Raw genomic sequence first — 15,952 nt, 5'->3', positions numbered from 1 at the left:
GTGATTTTTTTTTAAATAAAAATCTAGTTATTGAATAAGCAAAAATTTAATAGCAAATGTATAGAAACGGTCTCACAAATCACTACTTAAGAAAAGATTTTTCATACAAAGCAAATGTTCGACCTAAAAAAAATCCCCTCACATTTATCAATTCCTCCATTTTTATAATCCTCACGAATGTTTATATTTGCTGTCATACATTTTAGCTACATTTTATGACAACTACAAACAGACGTTTCCCCGCCGAATGGGAAAAACAACAAGGAATCCTATTGTGTTTTCCGCACAATGGCAAGGATTGGCCCGGAAAATACGAAGCCATTCAATGGGCTTTTGTAGAATTTATAAAAAAAGTAGCCTCTTTTGAAACCGTTTTTTTGGTCGTTGCCGATGAAAATGTAAAAACCAAAGTAACAGGAATGCTCGAAACGGCTCACGTTGATTTAGAAAAAATTTCGTTTCTTGTTTATAAAACCAACCGAAGCTGGATGCGGGATTCAGGACCTATTATTGTGAAAAACGGAACGAAAAGAGAGGCTTTAAATTTCAATTTTAACGGTTGGGCAAAATATAAAAACATCAATTTAGACAAGCACGTTCCTGCCAAAGTGGGCGAATTGCTACAACTTCCTGTTACCCAAGTTTTATACAACGGAAAACCCGTAATTGTAGAAGGCGGAGCGATTGACAGTAACGGAAAAGGGACTTTACTAACCTCCGAAGAATGCTTGATGCATCCATCAATCCAAGTTAGGAATCCGGGTTTTACCAAAGCTGATTATGAAGCCGTTTTCAAAGAATATTTGGGAATTACCAATGTGATTTGGCTAGGAGACGGCATTGAAGGCGATGATACGCACGGTCACATTGATGATTTATGCCGATTTATAAACGAAGACACCATTATTACCATTGTAGAATCAGACCCAAATGATAACAACTACAAACCTTTGCAAGACAACTTAAAACGTTTGCAAAATGCCAAATTAGAAAACGGAAAATCGCCAAAAATAGTGGAGTTACCCATGCCCAAACGCATCGATTTTGATGGGTTGCGACTGCCCGCTAGTTATGCTAATTTCTTGATTTTGAATACCTGTGTTTTAGTTCCAACTTTTAACGATGCAAACGATAGAATTGCTTTGAATATCATTGCGGATTGTTTCCCAGATAGAGAAATCATTGGGATAAACGCTATCGATTTGATTTGGGGCTTTGGTACTTTGCACTGTTTAAGCCAGCAAATTCCAGAATAACTTTTACAAAAAAAGGACTTGCAGTTGCTACTACAAGTCCTTTTTTTGAAATTAAAAATGATACCAATACTATTTAATCCTTGAAAAATTTATCTTTTTCCCATCCGAGAGTACCATATCAAATCCGTTTTTGGCACTGTTAAATTCAAAATTAAGTCCCGCTTCTTTCGATTCAAAAGTATCTTTTCCAGTTGATTCGATTGTAAATTGAGGGTAATCCGGAATTAAAACTGATAATACATTGCTTTTTTCGGTAATTACAATTTTAATTTGAGCATTTTTATTCGAAAAAGTTCCTGCATATCCGTCCAGCACTTGATCTACTTCGACAGCGGTTTTTTCTGATGACCATTTGTTATTGGCTTCATTAACATCAGGAAATACGTGATCTGGATCCAAAGTTACACTCGCAATTTCTTCGGTTGAATTGTGTTTGAAAGACCAATCTACATTGCGCTGCCAAATTTCAACTGGCAATTTTACTCGTGTTATTTTTCCGCTTTTGGTTTTTACATCTAATACTATTGGCATTGCCATTTTTTCGAAATTTTCAATCGTAATAATAGCACCTAATTTCGGGTCATTTTTTACATATTTAACCGAATTGATTCCTTGGTCTAAACGCCAATTATTGATAAACCACCCCCGCCAAAACCAACTTAAGTCTTCGCCAGCAACATTTTCGATAGTTCTAAAAAAATCATCTGGAGTAGGATGCTTAAAAGCCCAACGCTCGATATAGGTTCTAAAAGCCAAATCAAATCGCTCTTTGCCCAAAATTTGTTCCCGTAAAATGGTCAATCCTGAACCTGGTTTTGTATAGCACAAAAGTCCAATATTAGCCTCTTTCATATTATCAGGAGAACTCATAATATGCTCAATTGCTGGATTTGTAAGGTAATCAGCAGTTGCATGAAGGTCAGCGGTCTTCATTTTATATTCGCCATTATTAAAATCAAAAGAACTTATTGAATTGATAAAGGTATTAAAACCTTCGTCCATCCAAGCAAATAATCGTTCGTTAGACCCCACTACCATTGGAAACCAGTTGTGACCAAATTCATGATCCGTAACTCCCCATAAATCTTCTCCTTTTGATTCCCAACTGCAAAAAACGATGCCAGGATATTCCATTCCGCCCTCATTTCCCGCTACATTTGTCGCCACAGGATAGGGATATTCAAACCATCTTTTGGAATAATTTTCTATCGACGTTTTAGTGTATTCCGTTGCGCGACCCCAAGCAGTATTACCAGCACTTTCGACTGGATATACGGAGAGTGCCAAGGATTTTTTGCCACTTGGTAAATTGATTTTTGCCCCATCCATAACAAAAGCAGCCGAGGAAGACCAAGAAGCATCACGGGCATTTTTTATTTTAAAATTCCATGTTTTAGTTGTACTAGTCGCAGTATTAGCCAGCGCATTCACCTCATTTTCAGACCGAATAACAATGGTTTTATCACTTTGTTTGGCCTCATTCAATCGTTTTTGCTCTTCCAGAGAATATACCGCTGTAGGATTCATTAACTCACCTGAACAAGCCACAATATGATTGGACGGAACGGTAATGTTCAAGTCAAAATCACCGTATTCCAAATAAAATTCAGAAGCTCCTAAATACGGATTCGTGTTCCAACCGCGTACATCGTCATACACACACATTCTAGGATACCATTGCGCAATGGTAAAAATTTTACCGTTTTTGGTCGCAACAACTCCCATTCGGTCTGAACCTTCAAGAGGTGCTATGAATGAAAAATCGATTTTAATTTTTACGATTCCGCCTTTGGATTTTAATTCTTGTGGCAAGAAAACCTGCATTCTTGTGTCATTAATACTATATTTTACAGGAGTTTCAACAGTTTTTCCATTAGAATTTGACAGTACTTTTACAGCTACTATTTTATGACCACCATCAAAAACTTGCCCTTGCGCACCATTGCGACTTCCTTTCAAAGGGACTAAAGCGTTCCCTCGAGAATCGGCTTTGAATAAATTTTGATCTAAATTCATCCAAACAAATGCCATTTTATCCGGACTATTGTTCGTGTAGGTAAGAATTTCTGAACCAATAATTTCATTGGTTTCTGCAACTAATTTTGCATTCAATTGGTAATCAGCTCTGTTTTGCCAATATTCAGCCCCCGGTTGACCGCTTGCGGAGCGAGTTGCTGTTCCGTTTTGCGTATAAAAATTGGACGCAAATACATCTTGATAATTATAAATAGACTTTGTTGTTTGTTGCGCAAAAATGGTGCAAAAACCAAATAGTAAAGTCAATACATGCAGGATTTTAAAGCCTTTCGTTTTCATTATTTTACTTTTTATTTAGCAAATAAATGAAAAAAAAACCAAAGTAGATTAAATTCTACAAATTGATTAAAATTTATAAAAAATACCTTAAACCGTACAATTTGTTTTATTTTTAGTTTTAAATAAATATATTTACATTTAGTAACCATTTTTAATAAAATACATACTGTTTTGACAACAACCATCACAAATTCAATACTTACAGCGCAAATAAATCATTTGGGAGCCGAATTATTTTCCTTGAAAAACAACCAAAACAAAGAATACATTTGGGATGGAAATCCTGATTTCTGGGGGAAGCACTCCCCTATTCTTTTTCCAATTGTGGGAACTTTAAACAACAATTCCTTTCACTACCAAGGTGTTGATTACCATTTATCCCGTCATGGATTTGCTCGTGAAATGGAATTTACATTGGTAGAAAAATCAGCAACAAGCGCCACTTTTAGGATTACATCCGATGCTGAAACGGTAAAAAAATACCCTTTTGAATTTGAATTAGACCTCATTTATACTTTAAGTAAAAACAGATTAATAATTGAATACAAAGTAAGTAACACATCCAATACTGCAATGCCCTTCTCCATAGGTGCGCATCCCGCATTTGCATTGCCCAACGCATTCGAGAACTATGCACTTGAATTTGCAACTGACGAATCGTTAGACTATTATTTATTAGAAAATGATTTAATTTCGAATACAACAAAAACCATTTCTTTGCACAATAACCAATTGCCGCTTGCGTATGAATTGTTTGCAAACGATGCGTTAATTTTGAAAAAACTCAACTCAAATGCGGTTTCAATTTTAGAAAATTCAAAACCAATTCTAAAAGTTTCGTTTGAAAATTTTCCGAGTTTAGGATTGTGGACAAAGCCCAATGCGCCTTTTCTTTGCATCGAACCTTGGTTTGGTTACTCGGATACCAGGGAAAGCAACGGCAACCTTTTTGACAAAGAAGGCATTCAAATTCTAGAACAAGAAGCCACTTTTGAGTCGCGTTTTAGCATCGAAATCATTTAATTCACCTAACAAAAAAACAATGTTATTACTTAATTTTAATCCTTTTCCTGATTTAGAAACCGAGCGGCTGGTGCTTCGACGAGTTTCTAATGATGATGTCAATGAAATTTTTGAGTTGCGTTCCAATGCTAAAACTATGGAATACATTCCAAGACCATTAGCAAAAACACTTGAAGAAGCCTTGACTCATATTGCTCTAATTGATGCTAAAATCGAAAATAATGAAGGCATTAATTGGGCAATAACCATGAAGGATTCGCCTAAACTTATTGGAATTATAGGTTTTTACAAAATAAAACCAGAACATTTTCGGGCCGAAATTGGATACATGTTACTTCCTGAATACCATCAAAAAGGAATTGTTTCCGAGGCAGTAAAACGACTAATCGCTTATGGTTTTGACGATATGAAACTGCACTCAATTGAAGCAATTATAGCTCCAGAAAATACAGCATCAGAAAAAGTACTCCTCAAAAATGGCTTTGTAAAAGAAGCTCATTTGAAAGAAAATGAATTTTACAACGATAAATTCCTAGATACTGTCATTTATTCGCTTTTAATTAACAGTTAATCCTACTTATTTTTAAAACAACAATTTATTAAGGTGACGCACCATTAAATTGAACGAATTATCTTTACATTTGCCAAAAAAATTCGAATAATTCTTTTGTTTTAAAAGCCCTAAAAACATGAAAAAATCCATACTTGTTGTCCTTCTTTTTTTATCTATTGCTTCTTTTGGACAAACGTATATAAAAGGAAATGCTTTGACTGCATTGGCTTTGATGCCTAATTTTGGTATCGAAACTAGTATTGGCAAAAAAACAACTTTCCAATTTGATATTCTCGCCTTTCCGTGGAAGTCAATCAATGGTAAACCCAGACAATTTTACACCGTTACTAATGAATTTCGGTATCATTTTAACGAAAAATTCAATGGTTTTTATGCCGGAGCGAATGCTGGAATGTCAAAATATAATTTTCAAAAATGGAATTACGAACATTTAGACAAATACCAAAAAGGGTTTGGCTATTTTTTTGGAGCTACCATTGGCTATGAAAAAAAATGGAACGATAAATTTACTATCGATTATTTTGTTGGCGGAGGCTGGCATCAAGGATTTTATCACGGCTATCAAATAAGTGATGACGCCAGTTATGAACATGCCGTACATTGGAACAAAAGTGGCGAATGGCTTCCGTTTAGAGGTGGGATTATGATTTCATACAAACTCAATTAAATTTAGGAATCGACTTTAAATACAGTTCTTCGACTTGTTTTCTAGCCCAAGCTGTTTTCCTCAAAAAAGTCAAACTTGATTTTATACTGGGATTTTCATTAAAACATTTTATTTTAATCAATTCGCCCAAAGTATCAAAACCATAATGATTGACCAATGTTTCTACAACTATAAGGAGTGTAATTCCGTGAAGAGGATCTTTTGATTGCTGCTTTTCCATTTTGCAAAATTATACTATTTTAAGCTATAATTTACCGTATGAAAAAAATCTAAATTTTCTATACCGTAAATTCTAACTTAAAACAGCACTTTGAAAGAAACCAATTGCACTAAAAGAATCCAGATATTAATCCTAAAAATCTCAAATAGTCAATAAATACTATCCTACACCTCTATTCATTCTGGATTTTTCAAAATACTTCTCACCCAATTGTTTTTTTGTGCTATTTTTGAGTATTCTAACAACTATTTTTCGATGCAGAATCGTTCTTTTAGTTAGAATACAAATTCTTAATTGGATACAAAATGACAAAAAACCCTCAATTCTAATAATAACTTTATTTTTTATAAGCACAGTAGTATTTTCACAAACGGTATTTAAAGAGCAAAAAACAGGATGTGTATTTTTATGTTAATTTGCCAGAATACATGAGTAAAACCGTTGGCATATTATACTCTACTTTGCTGGGGATCATTGGAAAACAAAGAAAAATTCAAATCGGATTTTCAAAAAATACTGTATCGCATAAAAGACTAAAATAATTCTTTTTTTAATCTAACAAAAACAACTTATGACTGAAATAAAAAAAGCAAATACCCCTCATGAAATTGCTTCTTGCTGGGAAGCCCTGTTTCTTTTACGCCCCATGTTGAACCAAAATGAATTTGTAGCACAAATACAAGAAATGCAAAAAGAGGGCTACTCCTTACTTTACATTGAAGAAAATGGCATCGTAGTTTCAATAGCAGGATACCGTATTTTTTCGATGCTTTATTGTGGTAAAATGTTATATATTGACGACCTTTCTACTTTGGTCACTTGCCGTGGCAAAAGCTACGCATCTATTTTACTAAACCATCTATGCGAAACTGCTAAACAAGAAAACTGCAAAACCATACATTTAGATAGCGGACACTTGAGAACTACAGCTCACAAACTCTATTTTAAAGAAAACTTCGTCATCAATGCTTTTCACTTTAGTAAATCAATACAGTAGCAATATGAAAATATCAGAAACTAAAATAGCGGAATGGTTTTTACGCATCGCATTGAGTGCTGGATTTTTGTCCGCCTCGGCTGACCGATTGGGAATGTGGCCTAAAGAACTATCCGCTTGGGGAAATTGGCAAAATTTTGTCAATTATACCAAAACCTTAAATCCGTATGCACCAGATAGTTTAATTCCGTTTTTAGCTTTCGCAGCAACAGGTTTAGAAATTGCTTTAGGTATTTTGTTACTCACACCATTCAAAACCAATTGGGTAGCCAAAGCAAGTTGCGGATTACTTGTGTTGTTCGCCTTGTCTATGACGTTGTCAGGAAGTATAAAAGCACCGCTGGATTATTCGGTGTTTTCGGCAGCAGCTGGCGCATTTGCCTTGAGCATACTTGTTAATAAGCCCAAAAAGGAAACAGTATAAAAACAATCACAAAATCAATTAAACTAATAAACCGTAATAAAACTGACTAATGGAATTCAAACCCAAATCAATTCGTCCTTTTTTAGGAACCATAAATTATGACATATCCCGCCATTTTTATCGGGATTTAGGATTTCAAGAAATTCCTATTCGAGCAACGATGAGTTATTTTAATACCGAAGGTTTTGGTTTTTATTTACAAGATGCCTATGTCAAAGATTGGATAGACAACACCATGGTTTTTATGGAAGTGGAGGATGTAACTGCTTTTTGGAATCAATTAGTAGCATTAAACCTTACTGCTACTTACAAAAACGTAAAAATAGTCCCCATTGTTGAACTCGACTGGGGGAAAGAATGCTTCTTGCACGATCCAGCGGGGAATTTATGGCATTTTGGAGAGTTCTATTCTAAATAATCAAAAAAAAAACATTTATGAAAAAATCAACTTCAGTCCTATTCGCACTGGTATTTTTTTTTAGCGCTATTGCTTTTTCGCAAACAGCCACACTGACTAAAAAGTCCAAACAAAGTAGCCAATTGTACCAACTCAAAACCTATGTTTTACATTCAGTAATGCAAGAACAAATCGTGGATAACTATTTGAAAGATGCTTATTTGCCTGCGCTAAAAAAAATTGGGATTACCACTATTGGAGTATTCAAACCAAAAACAAATCCTACAGACTCTATCAAAAAAATTATTGTTCTCCTACCGCTACAATCCATGGAGCAATTCCTTTCGATTGAAAGTAAATTGAACACGGACAAAAGCTACTTGACATCAGGCAAAACGTATCTCGAAGCAGTATACAACCAGCCACCTTATGTTCGTATTGAATCTATTATTTTGAAAGCATTTGTAGATCATCCCAAATTGAACCCTACGCCATTGCGTAATTCCAGAGCCAATCGAGTTTACGAATTAAGAAGTTACGAGTCAGCGACCGAAGCTATTTATAAAAACAAAGTAACTATGTTTAACGATGGTGGCGAAATCAAACTTTTTGACCTTTTGGGATTCAATGCTGTTTTTTATGCTGAAGTGATTTCTGGTCCAAAAATGCCAAATCTTATGTACATGACCACTTTCGAAAATCAAGAAAGCAGGGAAGAACATTGGAAATCTTTTGTAGCCTCACCCGAATGGAAAGCACTCATCGCTATGGAAAAATACAAAAACAATATTTCCCACATGGATATTTTATTTTTATACCCAACTGATTACTCAGATTATTAATAAATTACACTTTTTGTTAAAAAATCTAGTTGCAGACTGCCTCAACAATTTTTCTAATTCATTAAAATTGAGCCTAATAGAGCTCACTTTTTAAGTTTTAGTATTAACTGATTATTTTTCGTAGTTTATACGAAATTGAGCTACAAATACCGCTCTTGAAAAACTCGTTGATGGTGTTTTTGATGCCCAATTAGTATAAAACCAATTGCCCGAACCGAAATTTGAGTATTTGATGCCGTTCCCATTCTAGTTAACTGTTCCGCCGAAAAACTTTTAAAAAGAAACAAAGTCGTATACCGAACTGCAGAAAACTCGGCTAATAAATCTTGAATACTTCTCGAATTAGCATGAGTATTGGCTACATAATCATTTTCTTCAAAACCCGGTAAAGGTGTTGTATCGTTTCTAGAAATTCGCAAAGCACGGTAACTAAAAATGCGTTCCGTATCAATTACATGCTGAATAATATCTTTGATTGTCCATTTTCCTTCGGCATAACGATAATCAAATTTATCCATTGGAATGTTTTGAACAAACTTGATAAAATCATGCAAACTAATTTCTAATTCTTCGATCATTTCAACATTTGCAGCAGCTTTGATGTAAGTAGCATTGAAAACAGAATATTCATTTTCTGGTAATTGATTGGTAGTCATAAGTATTGATTTTAAAATATGATTAAATGAAAAAGTACTAACAAAAAAGATTGTTAGTACTTATTGGTTTCAAATTGGTTGCAATAAAATAGGAATTAAGCCGAGTTTCTGCTGGCATTTGTATTTCCAAAAAGAGAACGAGTTACGATTTTTTCATAGGTTTTAATCAATTCTAAATCGGGGTTCACTTCTTTGTTAATTTCATTTATTCGAAGTAAAGCATATTGTTGTATTGTCAACAATGGCAGCACAATACGCTCTCTTATTTGAATAGAAGCCTTACCATCAGGATAATTCTCCATAAGCTCTTTATGACCCGCTATTTTAAGTAATAATCGTTTGGTTTCTAAAAACTCATCGTAAATAATTTGCCAAAAATCACCAAACTCGGGATCATTTCTCATATAGGCCGTCAAAGGAAAAAATGATTTTGCTAACGACATCATACTATTTTCTAGTAATGTTTTTACAAATAAAGAGTTGTCATACAAATCTTGCACTTCGTCCCAACGATTGTTTTCTTCAAAATATTTCAAAGCAGAACCTACCCCAAAGAAACCAGGAACATTTTGCTTCAATTGGCTCCAAGAACCTACAAAAGGAATTGCTCTTAAATCAGCAAAGTCTAAATGTTCTGACTTACTTCTTTTGGACGGACGGCTACCAATATTGGTTTTTGCATAGTATTTCAGCGTACTCATTTGCTCTAAATACGGGATGAATTTAGGGTGATTTTTGAAATTCAAATATTTGTTATACCCCAATTCGGCCAATTGATCTAGAATATCTTTTTCGTTTTTTGTCAATTCATTTTGTCCTTTGTTAAACACCTGATTAGTCACACCAGCACTCAACAAATTTTCGAGATTGTATCTGCAAGAATCTAAAGTTCCAAAATTAGAGCTAATAGTTTGCCCTTGAACCGTAACTTGAATTTCATTATTTTCGATATTGGGTCCTAATGAAGCGTAGAATTTATGCGTTTTTCCGCCACCACGAGCAGGAGGTCCACCACGTCCATCAAAGAAAATAGCTTTAATACCGTATTTTCTAGAAATAGCCGTCAACTCTTCTTTGGCTTTATAAATACTCCAATTCGCCATTAAATACCCACCATCTTTGGTACCGTCAGAAAAACCAAGCATAATCGTTTGCTTATTTCCTCTGGCCTGCAAATGGCTTGCGTAAGCTGGATTAGTATACAATTTTTCCATTATTTCATGTGCATTTTGAAGATCATCAACAGATTCAAAAAGCGGAATAATATCCACAGTAGCATTTTCCCAATTACTTAATTTAAAGAGCGCAAAAGTCTCCATAACATTCAAAGCACTTTCGTTATTACTAATGATATACCTATTGGCACCCGCTTCACCATTTTTGGACTGAATGGTTTTGATGGCTTGAATCGACTCAATAGTCAAACGAGTCATCTCATTATCAAAAACATTAGGATCTAAATCTCCAGTTACATTTGACAATACTGTGAATTTTTCCTCTTCGGATAATTGAAAATAATTTTCAGGAAAAACCGTAGTGCCTGAATTTAAGTAATATCCAACAACATCATTAAAAACAGCATCGTGTATTTTACTATTTTGACGAATATCCAAAGTGGCAAAATGAAAACCAAAAAGATTCACTCGAATCAATAAAGAATCCAATTCGTCTAAATAAAGCGATTGATGTTGGTCGATAATAATATTTTTTATTTTATTCAACTGCTCTTTGAACTCTTCCAAAGTAAGGAATATTTCTCCTTTTGAATAAAAAACAGAACGATAAAGCTTATGTTCTAATTCGGTTACCAAAACATCAACACCAGAGAATGTTAACTTCCTTTTTAAACTTCTCATTTCGATATAATAACACTTCAAAATTGAGGTACGCAACCGTTCCGCAACTTTTAATGTAATTTCGGTAGTCACAAACGGATTTCCATCACGATCGCCTCCAGGCCAAAATCCTAATTTTATCAACGGATTTTGAATTGAATTGCCATTAAAAATATTTTTCTCTAAATAATGCACCATTTCACCCGAAGTGTTGTAAAATACATTTTCGAGGTACCAAATTAAACTAACCGCTTCGTCAAAAGGATTTGGTTTTTCGTTTTGTATAAAAGGCGTTTTACCCAATTGAGCCAACAATTGTTTGATGTCTAGCAAGTTATTTTTACGAATAGCCTCCGTCAAATCATTGATAATTCCCAATACAGCACCAGGATAGAATTGAGTAGGATGTGCCGTTAAAACCGTACGAACATTAAAATTTTCTAAAAAATCTATCAATTCGGCTTCTTTATTTTTGGCATCTGCTTTTTCTTTAATATCTCGTAGCGATCCTCTTCCTTCCATATTATTAACTACTGGAAAAGCGGCGTCTTCGATAGCATCAAACAAAACAATCTGACGTTCAATGTATTGAATAAAATGAAACATCAAATTGATTTTATCCGTTTCAGAAGCACTGTGCATGTACTTTTTTGAAAAGAAGTTTACAATCTCCTTTGGCGTTTCTTGTTTTCTAAAGCCTTTGTCACAAATATCAGTAAAAATAGGCAACAATACACCTGTATTATCGATAGAATCAAAGGGCAAAGTAATAAATACACTGTTGTAAATGTGATATTTAGAAAGAACATCTTGATTAAAACGTTCAATTTTAGGAAGCGTGTACATAATGAGTTATAGTTGGTTTATTTTAGTTAATTCTTCATAAAAAAACCCCAAGAATAAACTTGAGGTTATATTTTTTAAAAATATAGCATTCAAGCAGTATTACATTTCTTTGAAAATGGTATGCATCAAACGCTTTTTATCATTGATACTTTCTTCTAATGAAATCATCGTTTCTGTACGATAAACTCCTTCGATATCATCGATCATAAAAATTACATCTTTGGCGTGTTTCGTGTCTTTGGCTCTAATTTTACAAAAAATATTAAATTTCCCTGTTGTTACAGAAGCCACAGTTACAAATGGAATTTCATTAATACGCTCCAAAACAAATTTAGTTTGGGAGGTATTGTTTAGAAAAACACCTACATAAGCAATAAAAGAATACCCCAATTTATCATAATCAAGCACCAATGAGGAACCCATTATAATTCCAGCATCTTCCATTTTTTTTACCCTAACATGAACAGTTCCTGCAGAAATTAATAATTTTTTTGCAATGTCCGTAAATGGAACTCTTGTGTTGTCAATCAACATATCTAAAATCTGGTGATCTACTTCATCTAAACGAAACTTACTCATAACTCTTTAATTAATATTACTATTTGCTATAACAAAGGATAAAAATATACATAAAAAACAATAAAACGATGAAAAAATCAACTTTTTATCAATCCGTTAACAAATTCTATCTTTTTATCTAAATAAAAATTTGCTTTTTGATTCAATTTCGGAAAATTATCATAATCATCTTCATATAATGCTTTTTTAGCATCGTACTCATAATGACCAAAATAATTTTCCAAATCCCCTACTTCAGTTATGTAGGCATTGAAAAAAATCTGATTTTCAAATAACTCCTCTTTGTATTGTGCTGCAAAATTCGTTATTATTTCAATACCATCATAATTTATTTTGACATTTTTAAACATAAAATCATAAAAAACGACTTTATTTTGTGAAATATTCAAATAATCAGTAATTCCATTGCTAACTATATCGTTTTCGCAAAGCAATGTAAAACTCGAGAGCAAAGCCATAAAAACATATTTTCGAGTTTCTTCCCGCTGGTAATCATTAGAGAAATGTCCTGCTTCAAACAATAAAGTAGAAACACCTAGATACTGAAACGTGTCTCCTATGCAATTAATATTAAACGAATCGTCAAATCGCCCTATTTGCCCAAGAATATACTCCTGCAAGACTTTATTAATGCCCGCAATTAAGTTTATAGCCTTTAAACGGGACGCATTTACCTCTCGCTCTTCGTTATAAGATGGCGCCAAAAACGATACTGTAGCTGGCTTTCCTGTTGCTCCAACCCCAAAAATAGTGCGTTGATCGTGTAAATTAAAACAATAATCGGGTTTAAAGGATTCGAATGTTGCTCTCAAGACAATGCTTTCGGGCTGTGTCAAATTCTGCGAATCTCTGTTCAAATCCACTTTATTGGCATTTTCACGAGTATACAATGCCGCACCGTCAGGATTCAAAATAGGAATACAACAAAAAGTAAAGGTTTCAAGCAATTGATTTGCCAGATTTGAACCGCTGTTCAAGAGGTTTATAAAATCAAACAAGGCTTTGGTAGTCGTACTTTCGTTACCGTGCATTTGCGACCAAAGAAAAATTCTAGTCGCACCTTGACCTATTTGATACTTATAAATAGGTTTTTCAAGAACCGATTTTCCTATAATCGAAACTTGATTATTCGTATTTAATTGCTGTAATAACGGTTCAATATTTTCGAGCGTAAGGTAACGACCTTGTATTGCTTGCTCTTTAAATTCTGTAAATAAATGTTCTAAATTCATAGCGTAGTAAATGATTTTACAAAAGTAAACATCTTTATATTTACAATTGTAAACGAAATTGTAAAACGATATTTTAATTTTGTAAACACGTTTATGGTACTTAAAGCGGTATTCGGTTTACAAAAAATTGACAATTGTTATTAATTATTAAAATAAAACAAAAATCATTGCTAATCAGTATTTTAAAATACTTAATCTTATATTTTACTTTATACTAAATGTTATGCTTTTACTAATTTACACTTGTAATTTTGCTTCTTTATTTAATTTTAATTACATTTGTAAATAGTTATTTTTTAAAGCAATTTCACAATGGTAAACACCGAAGATTTTATAAAAAGAATCGAAATTCTATTGGATTATTACAGCCTAAATGCCTCTTCGTTTGCTGATAAAATTGGAGTACAACGCTCTAGTTTGTCCCACCTTTTATCCGGAAGGAACAAGCCGAGTTTGGATTTTATACTTAAAATTTTAGATGTTTTTCCAGAAGTTGATTTGTATTGGATCTTAAACGGAAAAGGAATTTTTCCTAAAAACAAACACAATACCAGTCCGGATGATAACGTATTGGTCGCACAAAATAAACCTAATGCACCTACTCCAACTCCAAAAGAAATCGAGCCAGAAAATTTATTTTCGGAAATACAAAACGGGATAACACAAAATAATGTGGACGTAGAAAAACGAAAAAAGGAGCCCCAACTTAACGAGACTCCTTTGAATGAAGTTGAAAAAATAGTGTTCTTTTATACAAATGGAACTTTCAAAGTTTTCCATCCCAACACCTGAAAATTTAGAGTTGAAATCCATTTGCCGGAATTTTACCCGCTACCCCTACAAAGTGTTGTTTGAGACTGTTCAAGTCTGCCTCTATGTTTCCTGTTGGCAACATAGGACTTCCTAAACGAACTTGTTTTTTACCAAAATCAAATGCGACAGGAATTATAGGAACATTTGCCTTCAAAGCGATATAATAAAACCCAGTTCTAATTTCGGTTACTTTTTTGCGTGTTCCCTCGGGAGCAACGGCAAGTCTAAAAACGGCTTTTTTCTGGAAGATAGTTGCAATCGAATCTACCTTATTTAACCCTCCTGAACGATCTAAAGGCTCTCCACCCATGTATTTGAAATAAAATCCAAAAGGAAACTGAAACAATTCTTTTTTTCCAACCCAATGCATGTCTAATCCTGTAATGCCTCGAGTAAAGATTCCTAAATAAAAATCATGGTTGCTCGTGTGTGGCATGACCATCATAACACACTTTTTTACGTCGTTGTCTATAGAACCTACAATTCTCCAACCCATTAGGTCATAAAAAAGCCATTTGTACAATTGTTTTTTCATTCTTGTGATTTATTTGTGCAAAATAAATAATTTATATCTTATTTTTGAGAAAAAACGCACGCTAATGCTCAAAAAAATTGTAAGCTATCTACTCCCTATCAAAATTTATCAATCGAAATCGGCTTGGAGCAAATCTATCGAAGTAACTTGGGCTAACGGAGAATTAGTATTGGATTCCGAAAATACTAATTATTCCTATGGAAGTTTGCAACGCATTTTACGAAAAGGTTTAAAAACCATTGGTTTTAAGCGCATCAAAAAAATGGAACATGTGCTCGTTCTTGGCGTAGCAGGCGGGAGTGTTATAAAAACATTGGTAGATGAAATTGGATTTACTGGAAAAATAACGGGTGTCGAAATAGATCCTGAAATCATAACTGTTGCCAATACTTATTTTAAAATAAATGAAATACCCAATTTAACAATAGTGATTGATGATGCTTTCGAATTTATTTTGAAAACCAAAGACAAGTACGACCTCATTATTATTGATATTTTTCAGGACACTACCATGCCTGCTTTTTTATTCGAAAAGTTTTTTACGGATCGCGTTTGTTTTTTATTAAAAAGCAAAGGAGTTGTACTTTTTAACACCATGTGCCTCGATTCCGAATCGAATTTGAGAAATAAAAAATACGTAGGGGAATTTTATGAAAATCAATTCAAAATAAGAACAATCCCAAGAGTTGAAGTCCACAATGAGTTAATTGTAATCGAAAAATTGATTTAAGCCTTTTTTT

17 protein-coding genes are annotated in these 15,952 nt (G+C 33.7%); 10 read left to right on the top strand and 7 right to left on the bottom strand.

The window, feature by feature from the left end; translation table 11 throughout:
* Positions 1–215 precede the first annotated feature (215 nt).
* On the top strand, positions 216–1,256 hold the full coding sequence (locus FNW21_RS11265) for an agmatine deiminase family protein (protein WP_144256846.1): 1,041 nt from the start codon (positions 216–218) through the stop codon (positions 1,254–1,256).
* Between the two features lie 69 nt (positions 1,257–1,325).
* Here FNW21_RS11265 and FNW21_RS11260 read toward each other — a convergent pair whose 3' ends face one another.
* On the bottom strand, positions 1,326–3,572 hold the full coding sequence (locus tag FNW21_RS11260; protein ID WP_144256845.1) for a M1 family metallopeptidase: 2,247 nt from the start codon (positions 3,570–3,572) through the stop codon (positions 1,326–1,328).
* A 171-nt stretch (positions 3,573–3,743) separates the two neighbouring features.
* On the opposite strand from FNW21_RS11260, the gene FNW21_RS11255 reads away from it, so the two are divergent.
* The 3 genes from FNW21_RS11255 to FNW21_RS11245 all read left to right on the top strand — a co-directional run bounded on the left by FNW21_RS11255 (position 3,744) and on the right by FNW21_RS11245 (position 5,836).
* Complete coding sequence (locus FNW21_RS11255) at positions 3,744–4,595, top strand: aldose 1-epimerase family protein (protein WP_144256844.1); 852 nt, start codon at positions 3,744–3,746, stop codon at positions 4,593–4,595.
* A gap of 19 nt (positions 4,596–4,614) precedes the next feature.
* Positions 4,615–5,166, top strand: a complete 552-nt coding sequence (locus FNW21_RS11250) for a GNAT family N-acetyltransferase (protein WP_144256843.1) — start codon at positions 4,615–4,617, stop codon at positions 5,164–5,166.
* A 118-nt stretch (positions 5,167–5,284) separates the two neighbouring features.
* Complete coding sequence (locus FNW21_RS11245) at positions 5,285–5,836, top strand: DUF3575 domain-containing protein (protein WP_144256842.1); 552 nt, start codon at positions 5,285–5,287, stop codon at positions 5,834–5,836.
* Here the strand turns inward: FNW21_RS11245 and FNW21_RS11240 are convergent.
* Positions 5,829–6,056, bottom strand: coding sequence for a VF530 family protein (locus FNW21_RS11240; RefSeq protein WP_144256841.1), 228 nt, complete (start codon positions 6,054–6,056; stop codon positions 5,829–5,831). The two genes, FNW21_RS11245 and FNW21_RS11240, sit on opposite strands and share 8 nt — an antisense overlap.
* Positions 6,057–6,627: 571 nt before the next feature.
* On the opposite strand from FNW21_RS11240, the gene FNW21_RS11235 reads away from it, so the two are divergent.
* From FNW21_RS11235 to FNW21_RS11220, 4 genes are read left to right on the top strand one after another with little or no spacing between them, the layout of a single operon-like run.
* Complete coding sequence (locus FNW21_RS11235; RefSeq protein WP_144256840.1) at positions 6,628–7,053, top strand: GNAT family N-acetyltransferase; 426 nt, start codon at positions 6,628–6,630, stop codon at positions 7,051–7,053.
* Between the two features lie 4 nt (positions 7,054–7,057).
* Positions 7,058–7,477 carry a MauE/DoxX family redox-associated membrane protein gene (locus tag FNW21_RS11230; RefSeq protein ID WP_144256839.1) on the top strand — a complete coding sequence of 140 codons (420 nt, stop codon included), beginning with the start codon at positions 7,058–7,060 and terminating at the stop codon, positions 7,475–7,477.
* 49 nt (positions 7,478–7,526) lie between these two features.
* A complete protein-coding gene (locus FNW21_RS11225; protein WP_144256838.1) occupies positions 7,527–7,895 on the top strand; it encodes a VOC family protein in 369 nt (122 codons plus the stop codon).
* A 17-nt stretch (positions 7,896–7,912) separates the two neighbouring features.
* Positions 7,913–8,716 (top strand): NIPSNAP family protein, encoded by an 804-nt coding sequence (locus FNW21_RS11220; protein WP_144256837.1) that lies wholly within the window; start codon positions 7,913–7,915, stop codon positions 8,714–8,716.
* Positions 8,717–8,856: 140 nt separating this feature from the next.
* Here the strand turns inward: FNW21_RS11220 and FNW21_RS11215 are convergent, their stop codons facing one another.
* From FNW21_RS11215 to FNW21_RS11200, 4 genes are all read right to left on the bottom strand, one after another.
* Entirely contained in the window at positions 8,857–9,372 is a 516-nt protein-coding gene (locus FNW21_RS11215; RefSeq protein ID WP_144256836.1) for a DinB family protein, read from the bottom strand.
* Between the two features lie 95 nt (positions 9,373–9,467).
* Positions 9,468–12,053 carry a phosphoenolpyruvate carboxylase gene (locus FNW21_RS11210; RefSeq protein ID WP_144256835.1) on the bottom strand — a complete coding sequence of 862 codons (2,586 nt, stop codon included), beginning with the start codon at positions 12,051–12,053 and terminating at the stop codon, positions 9,468–9,470.
* Positions 12,054–12,152: 99 nt separating this feature from the next.
* Positions 12,153–12,632: an Lrp/AsnC family transcriptional regulator gene (locus tag FNW21_RS11205; RefSeq protein WP_024981770.1), complete on the bottom strand. Its 480-nt coding sequence runs from the start codon at positions 12,630–12,632 to the stop codon at positions 12,153–12,155.
* Positions 12,633–12,709: 77 nt separating this feature from the next.
* Entirely contained in the window at positions 12,710–13,864 is a 1,155-nt protein-coding gene (locus tag FNW21_RS11200; RefSeq protein ID WP_144256834.1) for a M14 family metallopeptidase, read from the bottom strand.
* A 312-nt stretch (positions 13,865–14,176) separates the two neighbouring features.
* On the opposite strand from FNW21_RS11200, the gene FNW21_RS11195 reads away from it, so the two are divergent.
* A complete protein-coding gene (locus tag FNW21_RS11195; protein WP_144256833.1) occupies positions 14,177–14,656 on the top strand; it encodes a helix-turn-helix domain-containing protein in 480 nt (159 codons plus the stop codon).
* 4 nt (positions 14,657–14,660) lie between these two features.
* On the opposite strand, the gene FNW21_RS11190 is transcribed toward FNW21_RS11195, so the two are convergent.
* Positions 14,661–15,212 (bottom strand): 1-acyl-sn-glycerol-3-phosphate acyltransferase, encoded by a 552-nt coding sequence (locus tag FNW21_RS11190; protein WP_144256832.1) that lies wholly within the window; start codon positions 15,210–15,212, stop codon positions 14,661–14,663.
* 64 nt (positions 15,213–15,276) lie between these two features.
* Here FNW21_RS11190 and FNW21_RS11185 point away from each other — a divergent pair, with 64 nt between their 5' ends.
* Positions 15,277–15,942: a spermidine synthase gene (locus FNW21_RS11185; protein ID WP_144256831.1), complete on the top strand. Its 666-nt coding sequence runs from the start codon at positions 15,277–15,279 to the stop codon at positions 15,940–15,942.
* The last annotated feature ends 10 nt before the right edge of the window (positions 15,943–15,952 follow it).

The organism is Flavobacterium restrictum (genome assembly GCF_007097245.1).
Classification (GTDB): Bacteria; Bacteroidota; Bacteroidia; order Flavobacteriales; family Flavobacteriaceae; genus Flavobacterium; species Flavobacterium restrictum.
The sequence above is the reverse complement of the archived record's forward strand: the minus strand, read 5'-3'. Positions and strand labels throughout refer to the sequence as shown.